This is a genomic window from Clostridioides sp. LIBA-6822 (assembly GCF_056688955.1).
This window is the reverse complement of the sequence record NZ_CP196995.1, coordinates 3,159,466-3,178,960: the sequence shown is the minus strand read 5'-3', so window position 1 is coordinate 3,178,960 and position 19,495 is coordinate 3,159,466. Positions and strand designations below refer to the sequence as shown.

The window sequence follows — 19,495 nt, the reverse complement described above, 5'->3', positions numbered from 1 at the left end:
ATGGAATCTCTAAAAAGAGTCGTTAATATAATTTTAGATTTTTTAAAAAAAATTTTAGTGAGATTTAAAAATGCTAAATTTGGTTTACTTTTTATATTTGATTTACTCAAACTACCTGATTTTATGACTGATAAAAGAATCAATATAGTTTATAAAGTAAAAGTAGTTTCTGTTTTGATTTTCACTATATCATACTTTGTATCTGGAGTTGATATAATCCCGGAGATGCTTACTGGAGCATTTGGATTTATAGACGATATTATAGTATTAATTTGGAGTATAGGTATTGTGAATGAAGAAATTAATAGATATAGAAATATTACAAAAAAAGATAAACATTCAAATATAATTGAAAATGTAGAATTTTCTATAAAAGATGAAGAAGAATAACAATTTATATATGTTATTCTTTTTTTTATTAACAAAAACTGGTTAAATTGTTGACGGACAGTTAAAACTCTATTATCATAATAAGTGGATATCCAATATTTAGCTAAGTATTCAATGTACAAGGATGCTTAATTTAAAAAAATTATGGAGGGTAAATATTATGAAGAAAAAAATAGGTTTAGTGCCCAAACTAATCATCGGTATCATAGTCGGTATTTTAATCGGAAGTTATGCACCAGAAATACTTGTACAAATATTAGTAACAGTTAGTACTCTATTCTCAGCATTCCTAAAGTTTGTCATACCATTTATAATTATAGGGTTTGTAACAGCAGGTATAGCAGATTTAGCAACAGGAGCAGGAAAATTATTAGGAATAACTACAGCAATAGCATATGGTTCTACTCTAATTGCAGGGTTATTATCATTTGCAGTATCTATGCTAATTTTCCCAAATTTTATTGATGCAAGTGTAGCAAGTCAAATTGGAGACCCAGAAGCAGGAATGTTAGCTCCAATCTTCACAATTCCATTAGAGCCTATGGTAGATGTAACAGCAGCAATTGTGTTTGCATTTGTAATGGGACTTGGAATATCAGCTTTAAGAAATCATGGAAAGGGAGAAACTTTATTTAAATTCTTCCAAGAATTCCAAGAAATTGTGACGAAAACGTTGTCAACAGTAATTATACCTTTATTACCTTTATACATAGCAGGAACTTTTGCAAATATAACTATAGCAGGGCAAGTATGGACAATATTAGGGGTATTCTGGAAAGTTTATTTAGTGGTAATACCTTTACATTTTGTGTATATGGCATGTCAATTTACAGCATCAGGAATGTTTTCAGGAAAAAATCCAGTAAAAATGTTAAAAAATCAAATACCTGGATATTTAACAGCTATAGGTACTCAGTCTTCAGCAGCAACTATACCAGTTAACGTTGGTTGTGCAGAAAAAAATGGAGTAAGTAAGCAAATTAGAGAATTTGTTGTGCCTCTTTGTGCAACAATACATTTATCAGGTAGTATGATATCAATAACAGGATTCACAACAGCAGTTTTAATGATGAATGGTATGCCACATGGAATAGGTGTATTATTCCCTTATATTGCAATGTTAGGTATAGCAATGGTTGCAGCACCAGGAGCACCAGGGGGAGCTATAATGAGTGCACTTCCTTTCTTACCAATGGTTGGAATACCATCAGATGGTGGTCTTGCGAGCTTAATGATAGCTTTATACTTAACTCAAGATAGTTTTGGTACAGCATGTAATGTATCAGGAGATAATGCAATAGCAGCAGTTGTTGATAAAATAAATGATGGAATGAGTAAAAAAGGAAACAAAGAAAAGCAAAGTGCTTAGTTTGTTAATAAATAAAAATGAGTTATCTCGTATAGAGATAACTCATTTTTATATTATATAGAGTTATAAAATAAAGTGATTTTTCTATTTGAAAATTGATTTAAGAGATGATATTAATAATTTGTTTTCATTAGGTTTTAGTATACATACTCTAAAGAAATATTCATCTAAACCTTCAAATGAATAACAATCTCTTATTATTATCTTTTGAGGAATTAATTTCTCACGAAGAGCTTTAGCAGTAAATTCCTTTGTTTTAATTTTACATAGTATGAAATTACCTTTAGTATCATACACATCTAAGTGCTTAATGTTTTTAAGTTCTTTAAGTAAATAATCTCTTTCAGTATTCATTAAAGAAATAGTGCTTGATATAAAATTTGAATCACTAAACATGATTTCTCCCATTTTGGAAGCTATTATATTTATATTCCATAAATCTAGATTTTTATTTATTTCAGTTTTAACATCAGTGTTAGATATAAGGCCATATCCAAGTCTTATGCCAGGTGTTGAAAAAAATTTTGATGTACCTCTTATAACAAATAAATTATGATAATCATCAACTAATTGAGTACAAGAGTATATGTCTGTATCAGTAAACTCTACATAAGTCTCATCAATCATCAAAAATGAGTCTGTGTTTTTTAAAATCTCTCTCACTTCTATTTTAGTAAATGCAAATCCAGTAGGATTGCTAGGGTTGCAGATTACAACCAAATCATAATCTTTAGAGTTAATAGTTTTTATAAGATTTTCTAAATTTATATGAAAATTATCCTCTTCTTTGGCAAAGTATTTATCTATAGAACAATTAATTTTAGATAGCTCTTTTTCATATTCTGAATAAGCAGGAGAAAGTAAAAGTGCTTGTTTAGGGTTAATTGTATGTATAAATGATGAAATTAATTCTGTAGCTCCACTACCAAGTACTATATTATCTATAGAACATTTGCAGTAATTGGATATAGAAGTTTTTAAGTCTATGTAATCGGGGTCAGGATACATAGATACCATATCTATATTGTTTACAATGTACTGTTTGGCTAAACTTGATGTACCAAAAGGATTGATATTTGAACTAAAATCCATAAATTCTTCCTTTGAAAAGCCATACTTACTAGATAAACTATATAAATTAGCTCCATGATTTGTGCTCATAAAAGTACCTCCAAAAATAAAATTATATAATTGATAAAAATAACTGATTAATATACGTACATATAGATTATAATACAAAGGAATGTTTATTCCAAATTTTTAAGATAAAAAGCAAAAAAGTATGGATAAGCTGTTACTTTGAGTTCAAAAATGATGAAAAATATTTTAATTGATATTTTGATATGCTATAATATATAGGTTAATAGATGGAAAGCGGGAGGATACAAGATGTACAAAATTACAGGAAAAATGTTGACAGAAGAACAAATAAAAGAAAAAGTTTATGAATTAGGGAAAAAGATAGAAGAAGATTTTAAAGGTGAAGATTTACTAGTAGTAGGTATCCTTAAAGGAGCTAGTGTATTTGTTTCAGATTTAATAAGATGTATAGATTTAGATGTAAATATAGATTTTATGAGTGTTACAAGTTATGGTAGTTCAACAGAATCTTCTGGAACAGTTAAAATATTAAAAGACTTAGATGTAGATATTGAAGGAAAGAATGTGTTAATTGTAGAAGATATAATAGATTCTGGATTGACATTAAGCAACCTGGTTGCAGCTTTAAAGACTAGAAGCCCAAAATGTTTAAAACTATGTACTTTACTTGATAAACCTCAAAGAAGAAAAGCTAATATACCTGTAGACTATGTGGGATTTGTTATTGAAGATAAATTTATTGTTGGCTATGGAATAGATTATGCTGAGAAGTATAGAAATTTGCCTTATATAGGTATAGTTGAGGATGTAGAATAAGACTTAAATGTGAATTAAAAGCACTAATCTCTAAGGGAGTTAGTGCTTTTTAATTAAGTATATAAAATTTTAGTGAAGGAGACATCTATATGGATATTCAATTAAGTATATTATTATTTTTCCAAAATTTAAGAAATCCAATTTTGAACTTTATATTTCTTGTATTCACAATAAGTACAGAAGCACCACTATTAATATTAATTACAACAATCATTTACTGGTGTATAAATAAAAAATGTGGGCAGAAAATATTGTTTGCTATAATTGGAAACTTTGTTGTAAATTTAGGAATCAAAGAATTTGTAAAAGCACCAAGACCAATAGGAATAAAAGGTCTTGAGTCATTGAGAGTTTCTACTGCTGGTGGTTACTCTTTCCCAAGTGCTCATACTCAAACTGCAACTACATTTTGGGTTAGCATTATGACTATATTTAAAAATAGATATATTCACTTAATAGGTGCAGTAATGGTCTTAGGCGTTGGATTTTCTAGACTATATTTGGCAGTTCATTGGCCTATAGACGTAATAGCTGGCTGGATATTAGGTATATTTTTTACAGTGATATTTGTAAAAATATTTGACTATATCGATGATAATAAAAATTATATTTTTCTTGTAACTTTACTAATACCATTTGTAATAGTAGCTATATTTCTAAATAGTCCTGAGTATTTTGAAAAAATTGGTATTATAGTAGGGTTTGTATTTGGATATATAGTTGAAGATATATTTGTTAAATTTAATACAGATAATAATACAAAAAAAATTAATTTTAGTAGTAAAAATAAAAACAGTAAAAATATAATATTTTCAAGAATATGTAGGTTTTTGATTGGGATAGTAACAATAGGCATGTTATATATCGGTATTAAAGTATTTATTTCAATGTTAATTGTTACTTTAAATCTAAGTGATTCCAATGTGAGTATAATTTTTATGAACTTTATAAAGAATACTGTAGTTGTTTTTTATGGAGTAGCAGGAGCTCCTGCATTATTTAAACTTTTGAAATTAAATTAAATTATTAAATTAATAGTTTAATTTAAAAAATTAAGGGAAGAAGAGAGTGATTATTTGAAAAAGGTAGTAGTAATAGGTGGAGGACCAGCAGGGATGATAGCAGCATCAACTGCATGTGAAAGAGGATTTGACGTAACATTAATTGAGAAAAATTATAAATTAGGTAAAAAACTTTCGATAACAGGAAAAGGTAGATGTAATATAACTAATGCTTGTGATATAGAAGAACTAATAGAAAATGTTCCTACAAATGGAAAGTTTTTATATAGTGCTTTTTATACTTTTACAAATGATGATGTAATAAGTATGTTTAATAATCTTGGTGTAAAAACTAAAACAGAAAGAGGAAAAAGAGTATTTCCAGAAAGTGATAAAGCATTTGATGTTGTAAAGGCTCTTGAAAAACAACTTAAAAACAAGAAAGTAGATATATTATTAAATTCGAAAGTAGAAAAAATAATATCTAAAAATAATAAAATTGAAAAAGTAGTTCTAGCCAATAAAAAAGAAATCAAGTGCGACTCAGTTATAGTAGCAACTGGAGGATTAAGTTATCCACTTACTGGTTCTACTGGTGATGGATATAAATTTGCTGCTTCTCAGGGACACACTATTGTAGATACAAAGCCATCTTTAATTGGTATTGAAATACAAGAAAGCTTTATAAAAGATTTGGAAAAATTATCATTAAGAAATGTTGAGATAAGAGTATTTAATAGCAAACAAAAGAAAGTTTATAGTGATTTTGGAGAACTTGAATTTACTAAGTTTGGCTTAGATGGACCTATAATAAAATCTGCAAGTTGTAGAATGAAAGATACAACTAAAGAAAATTACACTATATTGTTGGATTTAAAACCAGCATTAGACGAAGAAAAGCTGGATAAAAGAGTTCAAAAAGATTTCACAAAGTATACAAATAAAAAATTTGAAAAAGCATTGGACGATTTACTTCCAAAAAAACTTATACCTGTAATAATAAATTTAAGTGATATTAATCCAGATACAGTTGTTCACCAAATTTCTAGAGAACAGCGAAAAAACTTAGTTCATTTACTAAAAAATTTAAAGTTTACTGTAAAAAGATACAGACCTATTGATGAAGCTATAATAACTTCTGGTGGTGTAAAAGTAAATGAGATAAATGCAAGTACAATGGAGTCAAAATTAGTAGAAGGTCTATTTTTTGCTGGAGAGATAATAGATATAGATGCATATACAGGAGGATTCAATTTACAAATAGCTTTTTCTACTGGATATTTAGCAGGCTTTAATTGCTAAAAATTACCTGAATTAAAAATGTTTAAAATCACATAATATTATCAGCAACACAAAATAAATTAAACAGAAGGAAGGTAATCAACATGGCAAGTAACAATAACAACAACAGAACAGTAGTACCAGGAGCAAAAGAGGCTTTAAACCAAATGAAATTAGAAATAGCTAACGAACTTGGTATGAGTAATTATCAACAAGTTGATAAAGGAAACCTTACTGCAAGAGAAAATGGTTATGTAGGTGGATACATGACTAAAAAATTAGTTGAAATGGCTGAACAACAAATGGCTGGAAAAAGCAACAGATAGTTAATAAATAATTATTTATAACTATTAGGCTATTAGTTTAGCTAAAGCTATCTCAAATATAGAAAGTAATTTCTAAATTGAGATAGCTTTTTTTTATTAAATTTTACATAGGTGCATTTTTATGTAATAAATTTTAGGAATTTGGATAAAATAATACAAATGAATATGTTACATAAGGAGTGATGTAAAATGAGTAGCGTAAATTTTGAGGATTTAAAAAACAAATTTATTAATAGTGACTTAGATGAAAAGATAAGAATATACACAACAACAGAAGGTCTATCAGTAGAACAATTCAAAGAGCTATTGAGATATTATCCAATACAACATTTATCTAAATTAGAAAAAGCTCTTGGATAATAATCTTTGATTAAAAAATTAAAAGGCAATTTATTTAATATTAAAAATAGTTTTTATTAAATAAATTGCCTTTTTATAATAATTTTATATTATCATACTTTGGATATATAATTATAGATTCTCTCATTTCCAAGCTCAATAGAACCAGTATTAATAAGAGTAACGATTCCTTCTATATCCTTAGAAGTTAAGTATTTATATGGAATCAATAAATTATAACCAGTATCATTTAGTAAATTTTTTAATTGGATTACTTGAGAGATGTTGAAACACTCTACAGACTTAGTAAATTTTTTTCTAGAGTTAGATAAATTTTCATTTTGTATTTTTATCAAAGTTTCTATATAGTCTATATAAGATAATTTAAAGTCGTACTCCTTGACTATTTTTTCATCAAGTATATTACTAATAAAACCTTGAGATAATATATTATCTGCAAATTTATCTGCGGTTAATTTACCAGATGTTATACCTTTTTGGTATTTCCTAAGTATTTTTTTAGTATAGCAGTATATTTTATTTCTTGTTTCTAAATCAAGTTGTTCTATTTGCACACAACCACTTCCTTCTAATTGTAAAAATATTTATTTTAAAAAATTTATACTTAGCCTATAAAGTTTTACTAACTTATTTACAATAAATACTAAATTATAAAATATTTGTTATTTTTTATTATTACCAAGTATAAAAAATATTATAATTGTAAAACTTACAAATATATGTAAAATATTTAGGAGTGATGAAAATGTTAAATGGGATAATAAAGCTTTTCTATTCTGAAATTGTAAAAACAAAGATTAATAATTTAGATTCAAGTGGATATTCTTTAAGAGATGAATGTAAAGAAATCAGAAATATAACTTTAAAAATAGACAGCGTATTTTTTAAACTTTTAAAGTTAGTTTTTGGTTCAATATTACTTATGCTAGCATTTAATTTAAATTTGGTTTTAGGTATAGGAGTGTTTTTAATTGGTGTGGTTTATATTCTATATAAGAGAAATATGGAAGAACAAGTAAAAGAACATATAAATAATGTAAAGAATAATATAGACATCTCTAAAATTACTTTTATGGATGAAAAAGGAAGAACAGGTCTAAATGCACTAATTACATTGCTTCTTATAGGATTATTGACAGGATTTAACTGGATATTAGTTGCTAGTTTTGTCGTTGTTTTTGTTTTTACTATAAAGAATGTATGTTAAAATACTAATAAATAGTTTAATATATAGGGGGAGAAATTGAGTATGACTAATGGCAGTTATAAAATGAAGAATTTAGTGGAAATATCCGCTATGGTGACTGAATCTACAGATTTTTTTAATATAAAAGACGACATAATAGAAAAAATGTTAGAGGTTGTTCACCCTACAAAGGCATGTGTAAATCTATTCTATAAAAATGATTCTAAACATGCCTACTTAGTATGTTCACAAACCTTAGAATATGTACCTCAAATTTTTCCAATCAATAGTCTTAAAGGTGCAAAGATTGATTTTGACACGTATCCAGAATATATACATGAAGCTGTAAATGAAAAGAAGATAATATATGTAAAAAATGTATTTGAAGATTCTAGAGCAGAAGGTGAACGAGATTTAGCAAAATCTGAAGGTTATATTGGGAGAATAGTTTTTCCTTTTATAATAAACAATGTAGTTGTTGGATTTATGACTTGCTTTTTAAAAGAGGAGGATTATTTAACAGAACAAGATATAGACTTTATATCCTCTGTTGCATCACTTCTAAGTTTATCAATAGAAATAACTAATAAAAACAATAATGTACAAATTTTAATTGATAAGTTAAGAGGTTCAATAAGTGCTATAAATGAAGCTACTAAAAAATTATACCTTAATAAGAGTATAGATGGTTTTTTAGAAAATTTAAGTAAACAAGCTTGCAATATTACTAATAGTAAAGAAGCTTTAATAATTATAACTGGTCATGAAAATAAGGATAAAATATTTAGCTGTTATAATACTGAGCAAAAAAAGAAAACCAATTTATACCCTATGCTTGATACATTTTTGAAGAAAGAGTCATTGGGAGGATACCTAAATAACTTAAAACCATGTTCAAAAAAGGGAATAAACTTGGAAAGTTATATATATTATAAACTTCAGGATAAGAATGAGACTATAGGGTGTATAGTTTGTGCAAACAGTAAAAACTATACTAGTGATGATTTAAATATTCTTAGTATATTGTCCAAACAAGTTTCTGTTGGAATGCAATTATATGAGCACAACGAAAAAGAAGTAAAACACAAAGTTCTTGAAAATGAGTTGAATATATTAAATAAACAGCAACAACTTATTATGGACAAAGGAAAAATGGATTGTAATGATGAGAAAGAGCTTTATTTTTATCATAAACCAGCAAGAGTAGTAGGAGGAGATTTTTATTATGCTACAAGGGTAGATGATGAACACATAGTTTATATTGTAGCTGATGTAATGGGACATGGAATGGTATCAAATTATGTTGTTGCGATGATAAAAGGAGCTTTTAAAGTATTATGCAATCAATATAATACACCAAGAGAAATAATGACACATTTAAATAGCATGTTGTATGATGAATTTGATAAAATGGGTGTATTTACAACATGTTTGATAGGTACTATAGATACTAAAGAAAATATTATTACAGTATCTAATGCTGGTCACTACAGTCCTGTAGTTGTAAAGAAGGATGGGACGATAGAAACTAATTTGAATTGTAAAAAAGGAATACCTATTGGGATAATGGAAGATGCTACTTATGAAAATAATACTCTTTCAATGGAAGATTATGCAATGGTATGTATGTACACTGATGGAATTTTAGAGATAAAAAATACATCAAAAGAAGAATATGGTATAAATAGATTAGAAAACTTTCTAAAAGAAAACTTTAGATTGAATCAGCAGTTAATAGTAGAAAATCTAAAATTAGATTTAAAGAATTTCTCATCAAAAGATAATTATGATGATGATATTTTAATCGTTATGTTAAAGGATAGGTAGATTGATTATGGATTTAAATGATAAAAAACAACTTAAAAGTCCAGAGATTATGATAATAAATGGAAGCCCAAGAAATAATAAAAATTGCAGTTTTATAGCAAATGAAGTAAAGGTTAAATTAGAAGAGAGTGGATTGAGTAGCAAAATATTTAACATATATGATATGGATATTGAATATTGTACAGCATGTGGATTTTGTGAAAAAACAGGTTTTTGCAAGTTTAATGATGACATGAAACCATTATATAAAATGTTTGATGAATCAAAAGGAACTATCGTGATAAGCCCTGTACACTTTGATTCAATCTCAGCTAAATTAAAAACTGTTGTTGATAGAACTCAAGCTATATATGCAAGTAAATATGTGCTAAAGAAGCCCTCAATTGATAGGAATAAGAAACGTATTGGTATGTATATTGCAGTAGGAGGTAGTAAATCCTATGATTCACAATTTAAAGGTGGGCAGATTGTCATGGATTTTTTCTTTAAGAGTATAAATACTAAACTTTTACACAATATATATTTAAATAATACAGACAATATACCTTACACAGATAATCAAGAATTTAAAGATATAATATATAAAAATTTAAAGATATATATTGATTCAATATAATTTGATTTTGTAGGTAATATTATGTATAATTGTATTGCAATAATTTAAAATAATTAAAAGGAGGGAATTTCAATGAAATTACCAATAGCATTATCTAATAAACATGTTCATTTGAGTCAAGCTGATATAGACGTATTATTTGGAGCAGGTCATGAATTAACTAAATTTAAACCATTATCTCAACCAGGACAATATGCCTGTGAAGAAAAGGTAGATTTAGTAGGACCAAAAGGAACTTTAAAAGGAGTTAGAGTATTAGGACCAGCTAGAGCTCACACTCAAGTTGAAATATCTTTAGCAGATGGATTCCCATTAGGAGTAAAAGCACCAATAAAAGAATCTGGTGATATAGCTGGAACTCCAGGTGTTAAATTAGTAGGACCTGCTGGAGAAGTAGAAATGAAAGAAGGAGTTATAGTTGCTTCTAGACATATACATATGAGCAATGAAGACGCTGCTAAATTTGGTGTAGCTGATAAGCAAATAGTAAAAGTTAAAACTTCTGGACCAAGAGCATTAGTATTTGAAAATGTATTAGTAAGAGCTAGTGATAGCTTCAATCTAGAAATGCATGTTGACATGGAAGAAGGAAATGCAGCAGGAGTTAAAAATGGAGAGTTAGTAGAATTAATAGTTGATTAATATTATAAATGAAATTTATGCTAGTGGATGCTCTATTTGCTAGCATATTTTTTTAAATGTAATAAATTTCTATTTGATAAAATTAATCTATTAGATTAATTTATAAAATAAAGGGGTATTATGAAAAATATAATAAAAACTTACAAAAACATAATGTAATATGGTAAAATTATATATATAAAAATTTGCATATATAAAGATAACTATTTTACTCTTTAGACCAATATATACAAATAGATAAAAAAGTTTGAAAAATCTAACTTAATTTATTATATATTGTATACAAAATTATGAAGAAAACTTAACATATTTAATTTAAAAAAAAATCTACTTAAATATGTAATTAATTTACAATTTTCAAAGGAATTTTATCTAATCTGTAGTATTATATTAGAAGATAGAGTATTTGCGCGACTATATGTGTGTTTATATTTTTGTTGTGTAAATTATATGTAAATATAAAAAATAGACTTGTTATAAACAAGTACAATTGTAGCTATCAAGGAGGATACATATTATGGCTAAGTTTATGAAAACACTTGATGGAAATACAGCTGCAGCTCACGTTGCCTATGCGTTTACAGATGTAGCAGCTATATATCCAATCACACCATCTTCAACTATGGCTGAAGTAGTTGATGAGTGGGCATCACAAGGAAGAAAAAATGTATTTGGACAAGAAGTTAATGTTGTTGAAATGCAGTCAGAAGCAGGAGCAGCAGGAGCATTCCATGGTTCTTTACAAGGAGGCGCTTTAACTTCTACTTTTACAGCATCTCAAGGTTTATTATTAATGATACCTAACATGTATAAAGTTGCAGGAGAGTTATTACCAGGAGTATTCCATGTAAGTGCTCGTGCTTTAGCATCTCAAGCTTTATCAATATTTGGGGATCATCAAGACGTTATGGCTGCTAGACAAACTGGATGTGTATTATTAGCTTCTGGTTCAGTTCAAGAAGTAGCTGATATAGCACCAGTTGCACATTTAGCTGCAATAGAAGGTAGATTACCATTTATACATTTCTTTGATGGATTCAGAACTTCACATGAAATCCAAAAAGTTGAATTATTAGAAAATGAAGATTACGCAAGTTTATTAAATTTTGAAGCAGTTCAAGCATTTAGAGATAACGCATTATCTCCAAATCATCCAGTTACTCGTGGTACTGCTCAAAATCCAGATATATATTTCCAAACTAGAGAAGCTTCTAATAAATACTATCAAAATATAGTAGGTATAGTTGAAAAATACATGGAAAAAATGAGTAATTTAACAGGTAGAAAACATAGTTTATTTGATTACTATGGAGCAGAAGATGCTAAATATGTATTAATAGCTATGGGGTCTGTAACAGAGACAATAGAAGAAACTATAGATTACTTAAATGCTAAGGGAGAAAAATATGGTTTAGTTAAAGTTCATTTATATAGACCATTCTCAATGAAACATTTCTTAGATGCTATGCCATCTACTGTTGAAAGAATATGTGTACTTGATAGAACTAAAGAGCCAGGTGCAACTGGTGAACCATTATACTTAGATGTACGTGATGTATTCTATGGAAAAGAAAATGCTCCTATGATAATAGGTGGAAGATATGGATTAGGTTCAAAAGATACTACTCCTTCAGATATAAAAACTGTTTTTGATAACTTAGTTTCAGAACAACCTAAGAATGGATTCACAGTAGGTATAGTTGATGATGTAACTAATACTTCTTTAAATCCAGCTGAGCCAATTAAAATAGCTTCTAAAGGAACTATAAGATGTAAGTTCTGGGGATTAGGTTCTGACGGTACTGTTGGAGCTAACAAACAAGCTATAAAAATAATCGGTGACCACACTGAAAAATATGCTCAAGCTTACTTTGATTATGACTCTAAAAAATCTGGTGGTATAACTATGTCTCACTTAAGATTTGGTGATACTCCAATAAGAGCAACTTATTTAATAGATGAGGCTGACTATATTGCCTGTCATAAACAATCATATGTTTATCAATATGATTTATTAAAAGGTCTTAAAAAAGGTGGTACATTTGTACTTAACACTATATGGGACCAAGCTGGAATTGAAGAAAACTTACCAGCTCATATGAAACAATATATAGCTAAAAATGATATAAAATTCTATACAGTTAATGCTGTTAAATTAGGACAAGAAATAGGTCTTGGAAACAGAATAAACATGATAATGCAATCTGCATTCTTTAAATTAGCTGAAATAATACCAGAAGAAGATGCTGTTAAATACTTAAAAGATTCTATAGTTAAAGCTTATGGTAAAAAAGGTGAAAAAATAGTTAACATGAACTATGCTGCTGTTGATGCAGGAATAAATGCTTTAGTTAAAGTTGAAGTTCCAGCTTCTTGGACAAATGCTGTTGATGCAGATAAAGAAGAAGTTAAAGAACCAGAATTTATAAGAAATATATTAAGACCAATGACTGCACAAGAAGGAAATAACTTACCAGTAAGTACATTCAATGGTATAGAAGATGGAACATTCCCTTGTGGTACTTCAGCTTACGAAAAACGTGGTATAGCTGTTGATGTTCCTGAATGGATAACAGATAACTGTATCCAATGTAACCAATGTTCTTTTATATGTCCTCATGCATGTATAAGACCAGTATTAGTTACTGAAGAAGAATTAGCTAATGCTCCAAAAGGATTTGAGACTAAAAAAGCATTAGGTAAAGGATTAGAAGGATTAAAATATAGAATTCAAGTTAGTCCACTTGACTGTACAGGATGTGGAAACTGTGCTGACATATGTCCAGCTAAAGAAAAAGCTTTAGTTATGAAGCCAATAGATACTCAACTTGATACAGAGTTAGATAATTGGGCATTTGCAGTAAATCCTGATGAAGTAGCTCCAAAAGTAGATGTTATGCCTGCAAATACTGTTAAAGGAAGTCAATTTAGACAACCATTAATGGAATTCTCAGGAGCATGTGCTGGATGTGGAGAAACTGCATACATCAAGTTAGTTACACAATTATATGGAGATAGAATGATGATAGCTAATGCTACTGGATGTTCTTCTATATGGGGAGCTTCTGCACCATCAACTCCTTATACTTGTAACCATGAAGGTAAAGGTCCATCTTGGGCAAACTCTTTATTTGAAGACAATGCTGAATACGGATTTGGTATGTACACAGCTGTTAAACAAATAAGAGGAAAAATAGTAGATGCTATGACAGAATTAGTTTCTATGGATATCTGTGAAGATGCTAAAGCAGTATTTACAGAATGGTTAGATTCTAGAAATGATGGAGAAGCTTCTAAAGTAGCAAGTGCTAAAGTTGTTGAATTATTAGCAAAACCAGCTTGTGATTGTACAGATGCAAAAGCTAAAGAATTAGTAAAAGCTATCGAGGATAGAAAAGATTATCTAGTTAAGAGATCTCAATGGATACTAGGTGGAGATGGTTGGGCATATGACATCGGTTACGGTGGATTAGACCATGTTCTTGCATCTGGTGAAAATGTAAATGTACTTGTATTTGATACAGAAGTATACTCAAATACAGGAGGTCAAGCTTCTAAAGCTACTCCAGCTGCTGCTATGGCTAAATTTGCTGCTGCAGGTAAGCAATCTAGAAAGAAAGATTTAGGAATGATGGCTATGACTTACGGAAACGTATATGTAGCTCAAGTTGCTATGGGTGCTGATAAAAACCAATTTATCAAAGCTGTTCTAGAAGCTGAAAAACATGATGGACCATCTTTAATAATAGCTTATGCTCCATGTATAAACCATGGATTAAAAGAAGGTATGGGAAGAACTGTAGCTAACGAAGCACAAGCTGTTGCTTGCGGATACTGGCATTTATACAGATTCAATCCAGAAGTGAAAGCTGAAGGTAAAAACCCATTCACTTTAGACTCTAAAGAACCAACTGCAAGCTTCAGAGATTTCATACTTGCACAAGTAAGATACTCTGCTATAGCTAAGCAATTCCCAGAGCAAGCTGAGGGATTATTTACTAAAGCTGAAGCTGATGCTAAAGAAAGATATGAAGGATATAAAAAATTAGCTGAATAATATTAAAGTGTTATAAGCTTATGTAAAGTATAGATTTAATAAAAAGGGGCTATCTCAAAATAGAGATAAGCTCTTTTTTATTGTTGAAATGATAAAAATATATTTGATTTCATACAAAAAAGAGTGCCTCATGAACTAAAAAATTCATTTGAGACACCTCCTTTTTCTATAAAATATTAAAATTTTGTTTCTGTATTTTGAATATCTTTTTTAAGTGATATTTTAGGAAGAAACATTCCAGTTTTTTTACAGTAAGTAATATAATCATTTCCAAATTCATTTATCATCTCATTTTCTTCTTTCTTTGCTAATCTATAATATACAATTACTAGTATAGGCCACATGATTAAAAGAGGAATAGTTGCCCATTCAAATATCATACCAAGTGTTATTAGTAAACGCCATGTATATTGTGGATGTATTATATGGTTATAAATTCCCTTTGTTACTAATATTCCTTTTCCATTCTCATATCTCCAATATTTTTTATATATTGTTCTCCAGCCCAAAACCACTAGTAAGGCACCTATGACATTTAAGATTATACATATATACATTCTGAGGTGACCAATATATTGATTTAATGTATGTCCACATAAGATGCCATCTGGTAATTGTTTGCAAAAAAACCATGCTACGAAATACATACTCATTGGTATACCAAACATTTCAAGAGCGTAAGCTATTATAAATGCTAGATAGGCTGTAGTGGGTTTTCTTTGGCCCTTTTTGTAAAAAGGCAGAAATAATTTTATCTGTTTTCACGTTTTTACTTGACCCAGGTATTTTTACTTGGGATAAAGAAGAAAGACATCGTAAATTAAAAGCATTAAGTTTAATTTTAGATAGAACTTTAATGGCACCTGAAGGAAGCTTTGATTTTTTTACGAATGACTTTTAAAGTATATATTATTAAATAATGTTTATACTGTATTTATTTGTATTTAATAGTTTTGAATATAGATACAAAAGAGTACCTCATTTGTGATTTTTTTAATCATTTAGAGATACTCTTTTGATGTATATTGAAAAAGAGTATTTTATCCTACAAAGATTTGTGTCCAATAAATTGAACCACTACTTTTTTGTGCTACTCCAACACCTATTTTACTAAAATTTGGATTTAGTATGTTTTTTCTGTGACCTTCAGAATTCATCCATGCATTTACAACTTCTTTTGGAGTTTTTTGACCCATAGCTATATTTTCACCAGCTGTTTTATAGCTTATCCCAAACTTCTTCAACATATCGAATGGAGAACCATAAGTTGGAGAATTATGTGAAAAATAATTGTTATCAATCATATCTTGAGATTTCTTTGTAGCAACATTTGATACAGAAGAATCAAGTGTAAGAGGATTTAATCCAGCTTTAGATCTTTCTATATTTACTAAGTCAACGACTTCCTTTTGATAAGCTGAAAAATTTCCATTTGTAGAATCTGAATTATCATTATCTTCAGGTTTATTAGAATCTGAGTTGTTGTTATCCTCAGGTTTATTAGTAGAGCCTGAATTGTTATCTTCAGGTTTGTTAGAATCTGAGTTATTATTATCCTCAGGTTTATCAGTAGAACCAGAATTATTATTGTCCTCAGGTTTATTAGTAGAATCTGAGTTATTATTATCTTCAGGTTTGTTAGTAGAACCAGAATTATTATTGTCCTCAGGTTTGTTAGTGTTATTGCAATTCTTGTCATTATGATTCTTATCTTTGCAAGAATTATCTTTATCAGGCTTAAGCTCTGGTTTTACAGAACAATTTGGTTTTGCTGAAAATTTGTATTTAGTATTACTGTATACTAAACTTTTGTTACTTAGATTTACATTGTTTTCAAGTGATGAAGCACTTGCAGTAACAGCACTAGAAGCTGTAGCTAAGGTTAACACTCCTAAAGCTAACATAGTTTTTAATTTTGTTGGTATATTTTTTCTCATTATAAACACCTCTCAATCTAAAAATTCTAAAAATGTTACTAATTTGTAACCTTTAGTGTAGGGGTACCCGTGCATCTATACTAACATAAGAACAAGCATTTTTTTACTGTAAAGATATGTAAAAAAAATATACATGGAATAAATAGGTATATTTCGGAGCATTCGATAATTTATGTTATAAATCTGTATAGTATGGAATTACTAGTATAGAGAAAAAAATATTTTTATAATAATCTCACCATGTAAATTTATGGCTACTATAAAATTTTTTATATAGTTATTGAGATTTATTCAATATATGACTTAATACCAATAATATATTATCATTGTTTAAGCTTTTGAGAAATAAGAAAGTCATCTACTAGAATAGATGACCTTTTATATGATAAATTATAATATATTTTAGTTTAATATAGAAGTAATCCTAACGTAATTACTATGATTTCTGCTATTAATGAGCCAACTGCAACTACAATGAAAGTTTCTTTAAATCCAGTTTTATGTGTTAACTTAGATAAACTTAAGAATGTAAGAAAAACACCACTTTGTGGAACTATAGTAAGTATATTTGAAGCTATTGTAGCAACACGATGAATTAATTCTGGATTCAGACCAGTGCTTAAATAATAATCTGCGAAGTTTGGCATTACTATTCCCAATGCACCAGAAGATGAACCTGTTATTGCTGACATTGTTGAAGTTAATACAGTAAGACTTATAAGTGGGCTACCTGGTATTGACATAATAAGTTTACTGAAGACATTAAAACCTGGTGCGGTCATTATTACTGCTCCAAATGCAACAGCAGAAGATGTTGCAAATATAGGTCCTATAGAACCACTAGCTCCTATGCTCAGTGTCTGTATCTTGGATGATAAAAATTTACGGAATAAAAATGCAGATAAAAGAATTGCAACAATTAAAGCTATGTAAATTACATTTTTTTTCAAAAACTCTGAACCAAAAGTACTTCCAACTATTGCTATAATTACAAGTGCTAATAGAGGAAAAATACTGGCAAAAAATCCTGGTAATTCTCTATCTAAAGATTCTTCTTCTGATTCTGAAGTATAAGTTGCATAAGTTTCACCTTTTTTAATACTTTTGTTTAGAGCATATTTCATGTAGACAAGTCCAAACACAGCACAACCGATACTACCTGCAATACTTGGTATAATAGCTGCAGTAAGAGAAGTATTTAGATATTGAATAGGAATAACATTTTGAATGGCTGGTGTTCCAGGAATCATAGTCATGGTAATTGTCGCAATTCCAAGCCAAAGAGGTATCTGAATAAGGTTCCAAGAAATATCAAGTTTCTTAAATAGAGTTCTTGCAAGTGGAATGACTGCGAACATAACTACAAATAAACTTATACCACCGTATGTTAATATAAAACTTACTATGAATATAGCAACTAAAACTCTATAAGGATGCTTAGAGCCGAATTTGCTTAAAATAAAATCTGCTATAGATACAGTGGCTCCACTTTCTTCCATAAATTTAGCAAGTATTGAGCCTAATAAGAATATTGCAAAATAGCTCATTATATAGTTTCCAAGTGCTCCCATGTAATTATTTTTACCAGCACCTAGCATAGATGTTACAATATCCATTCTATTTAAGAGAACAACTATTAAAGTTGCTATTGGAGCAGCTATAGTTATATGAATTTCTTTAACTGAAAAATATATAATAGCTATAATACCAATAATTATACCAATTGGTGCGATAATACTCATAAATATACCTCCTTATTAGAAGGACTTGAAGAATAGTTTCTTCAAGACCTAAATATAATCTACTGTGCAGTATATCCTCCATCTAGTAGGCAAGCTTGTCCTGTAATTCCTTTAGCTTTATCACTTGCTAAAAACATAGCATAATCTGCAATTTCTTGAACATCTAATAGACGTTTTTGTGGTACAAGTGGGTATAAAACTTCTTCTAAGACATTTTCTAATGGTATGTTACGAGTTTTTGAAAGGTCATTAAACTGACCTCTAACAAGTGGAGTATCTACATATCCAGGGCATAAAGCATTAACTGTTATACCAGAATCAGCAGCTTCAAGGGCAGCAACTTTTGTCAAGCCTATAAGACCATGTTTTGCTGAGTTATAAGCAGCTTTACCAGCAAATCCTATTACACCATTGATTGAAGCCATATTTATTATACGACCAAATCCTTGTTTTTTCATTATAGGGAATACTTTTTTAGTAGCTATAAAAGGAGCTGTTAGCATTATTTTTATCATAAATTCAAATTTATCAGTTGGAAAATCTTCTATCATAGAAACATGTTGAAGTCCAGCATTGTTTATTAATATATCTAATCTGCCATACTTTTCAACAGTTTTGTCTATAGCGTGGTTAATTTCTTCTTCTTTAGTTACATCACACTTTACATTCATGCAATCATAGCCTTCTTTTTGTAGTTCTGTTGTAACCTTGTTTAAGGCTTCTTGATTTATGTCAGAGAACATTACTTTAGCACCACTTTTTAAAAATGATTCAGCTATTTGCTTACCTATTCCACTTGCAGCTCCTGTTACGAATACAACTTTATCTTTAACCATTTTCATTT

The 19,495-nt window shown here is 28.8% G+C and carries 18 protein-coding genes; 12 read left to right on the top strand and 6 right to left on the bottom strand.

The genetic code is table 11. The features are described from left to right. Both ACTG48_RS15365 and ACTG48_RS15360 read left to right on the top strand, forming a co-directional pair. Positions 1-390 (top strand): YkvA family protein, encoded by a 390-nt coding sequence (locus tag ACTG48_RS15365; RefSeq protein ID WP_479917292.1) that lies wholly within the window; start codon positions 1-3, stop codon positions 388-390. A gap of 160 nt (positions 391-550) precedes the next feature. After that, on the top strand, positions 551-1,759 hold the full coding sequence (locus tag ACTG48_RS15360) for a dicarboxylate/amino acid:cation symporter (RefSeq protein ID WP_021385368.1): 1,209 nt from the start codon (positions 551-553) through the stop codon (positions 1,757-1,759). Positions 1,760-1,843: 84 nt separating this feature from the next. Here ACTG48_RS15360 and ACTG48_RS15355 read toward each other — a convergent pair whose 3' ends face one another. Then, the gene (locus tag ACTG48_RS15355) at positions 1,844-2,920 is read right to left on the bottom strand and encodes a pyridoxal phosphate-dependent aminotransferase (RefSeq protein ID WP_479917291.1); all 1,077 of its coding nucleotides are present in this window, start codon (positions 2,918-2,920) and stop codon (positions 1,844-1,846) included. A gap of 228 nt (positions 2,921-3,148) precedes the next feature. On the opposite strand from ACTG48_RS15355, the gene hpt reads away from it, so the two are divergent. From hpt to ACTG48_RS15330, 5 genes are all read left to right on the top strand, one after another. After that, positions 3,149-3,676, top strand: a complete 528-nt coding sequence (hpt, locus tag ACTG48_RS15350; RefSeq protein ID WP_044213776.1) for a hypoxanthine phosphoribosyltransferase — start codon at positions 3,149-3,151, stop codon at positions 3,674-3,676. Positions 3,677-3,765: 89 nt separating this feature from the next. Further along, positions 3,766-4,698, top strand: coding sequence for a phosphatase PAP2 family protein (locus ACTG48_RS15345; protein WP_479917290.1), 933 nt, complete (start codon positions 3,766-3,768; stop codon positions 4,696-4,698). Between the two features lie 54 nt (positions 4,699-4,752). After that, positions 4,753-5,979, top strand: coding sequence for a BaiN/RdsA family NAD(P)/FAD-dependent oxidoreductase (locus ACTG48_RS15340; RefSeq protein ID WP_021385378.1), 1,227 nt, complete (start codon positions 4,753-4,755; stop codon positions 5,977-5,979). Positions 5,980-6,062: 83 nt separating this feature from the next. Next, positions 6,063-6,284, top strand: a complete 222-nt coding sequence (locus ACTG48_RS15335; protein ID WP_003416009.1) for an alpha/beta-type small acid-soluble spore protein — start codon at positions 6,063-6,065, stop codon at positions 6,282-6,284. A 189-nt stretch (positions 6,285-6,473) separates the two neighbouring features. Beyond that, positions 6,474-6,644 carry a hypothetical protein gene (locus ACTG48_RS15330; RefSeq protein ID WP_021385572.1) on the top strand — a complete coding sequence of 57 codons (171 nt, stop codon included), beginning with the start codon at positions 6,474-6,476 and terminating at the stop codon, positions 6,642-6,644. A 92-nt stretch (positions 6,645-6,736) separates the two neighbouring features. Here the strand turns inward: ACTG48_RS15330 and ACTG48_RS15325 are convergent, their stop codons facing one another. After that, positions 6,737-7,198 carry a hypothetical protein gene (locus ACTG48_RS15325; protein WP_021385554.1) on the bottom strand — a complete coding sequence of 154 codons (462 nt, stop codon included), beginning with the start codon at positions 7,196-7,198 and terminating at the stop codon, positions 6,737-6,739. A 191-nt stretch (positions 7,199-7,389) separates the two neighbouring features. Between ACTG48_RS15325 and ACTG48_RS15320 the strand changes: the two genes are divergently transcribed. The 5 genes from ACTG48_RS15320 to nifJ all read left to right on the top strand — a co-directional run bounded on the left by ACTG48_RS15320 (position 7,390) and on the right by nifJ (position 14,972). Continuing rightward, complete coding sequence (locus tag ACTG48_RS15320) at positions 7,390-7,851, top strand: hypothetical protein (RefSeq protein ID WP_021385435.1); 462 nt, start codon at positions 7,390-7,392, stop codon at positions 7,849-7,851. Between the two features lie 42 nt (positions 7,852-7,893). Continuing rightward, positions 7,894-9,657, top strand: a complete 1,764-nt coding sequence (locus tag ACTG48_RS15315; RefSeq protein ID WP_479917289.1) for a GAF domain-containing SpoIIE family protein phosphatase — start codon at positions 7,894-7,896, stop codon at positions 9,655-9,657. Between the two features lie 7 nt (positions 9,658-9,664). Continuing rightward, the gene (locus ACTG48_RS15310; protein WP_021385359.1) at positions 9,665-10,273 is read left to right on the top strand and encodes a flavodoxin family protein; all 609 of its coding nucleotides are present in this window, start codon (positions 9,665-9,667) and stop codon (positions 10,271-10,273) included. A 72-nt stretch (positions 10,274-10,345) separates the two neighbouring features. Further along, on the top strand, positions 10,346-10,915 hold the full coding sequence (gene pduL / locus ACTG48_RS15305; RefSeq protein ID WP_021385571.1) for a phosphate propanoyltransferase: 570 nt from the start codon (positions 10,346-10,348) through the stop codon (positions 10,913-10,915). Between the two features lie 517 nt (positions 10,916-11,432). Next, positions 11,433-14,972: a pyruvate:ferredoxin (flavodoxin) oxidoreductase gene (gene nifJ, locus ACTG48_RS15300; RefSeq protein WP_479917288.1), complete on the top strand. Its 3,540-nt coding sequence runs from the start codon at positions 11,433-11,435 to the stop codon at positions 14,970-14,972. Between the two features lie 176 nt (positions 14,973-15,148). On the opposite strand, the gene ACTG48_RS15295 is transcribed toward nifJ, so the two are convergent. The 4 genes from ACTG48_RS15295 to ACTG48_RS15280 all read right to left on the bottom strand — a co-directional run bounded on the left by ACTG48_RS15295 (position 15,149) and on the right by ACTG48_RS15280 (position 19,487). Continuing rightward, a complete protein-coding gene (locus tag ACTG48_RS15295) occupies positions 15,149-15,640 on the bottom strand; it encodes a methyltransferase family protein (protein WP_479917287.1) in 492 nt (163 codons plus the stop codon). Positions 15,641-16,012: 372 nt separating this feature from the next. Beyond that, positions 16,013-16,909: a CAP domain-containing protein gene (locus ACTG48_RS15290; protein ID WP_479917286.1), complete on the bottom strand. Its 897-nt coding sequence runs from the start codon at positions 16,907-16,909 to the stop codon at positions 16,013-16,015. A 407-nt stretch (positions 16,910-17,316) separates the two neighbouring features. Then, the gene (locus ACTG48_RS15285) at positions 17,317-18,651 is read right to left on the bottom strand and encodes a GntP family permease (RefSeq protein WP_021385488.1); all 1,335 of its coding nucleotides are present in this window, start codon (positions 18,649-18,651) and stop codon (positions 17,317-17,319) included. Between the two features lie 59 nt (positions 18,652-18,710). Next, positions 18,711-19,487 (bottom strand): 3-hydroxybutyrate dehydrogenase, encoded by a 777-nt coding sequence (locus ACTG48_RS15280; RefSeq protein WP_021385548.1) that lies wholly within the window; start codon positions 19,485-19,487, stop codon positions 18,711-18,713. Positions 19,488-19,495 lie beyond the last annotated feature (8 nt).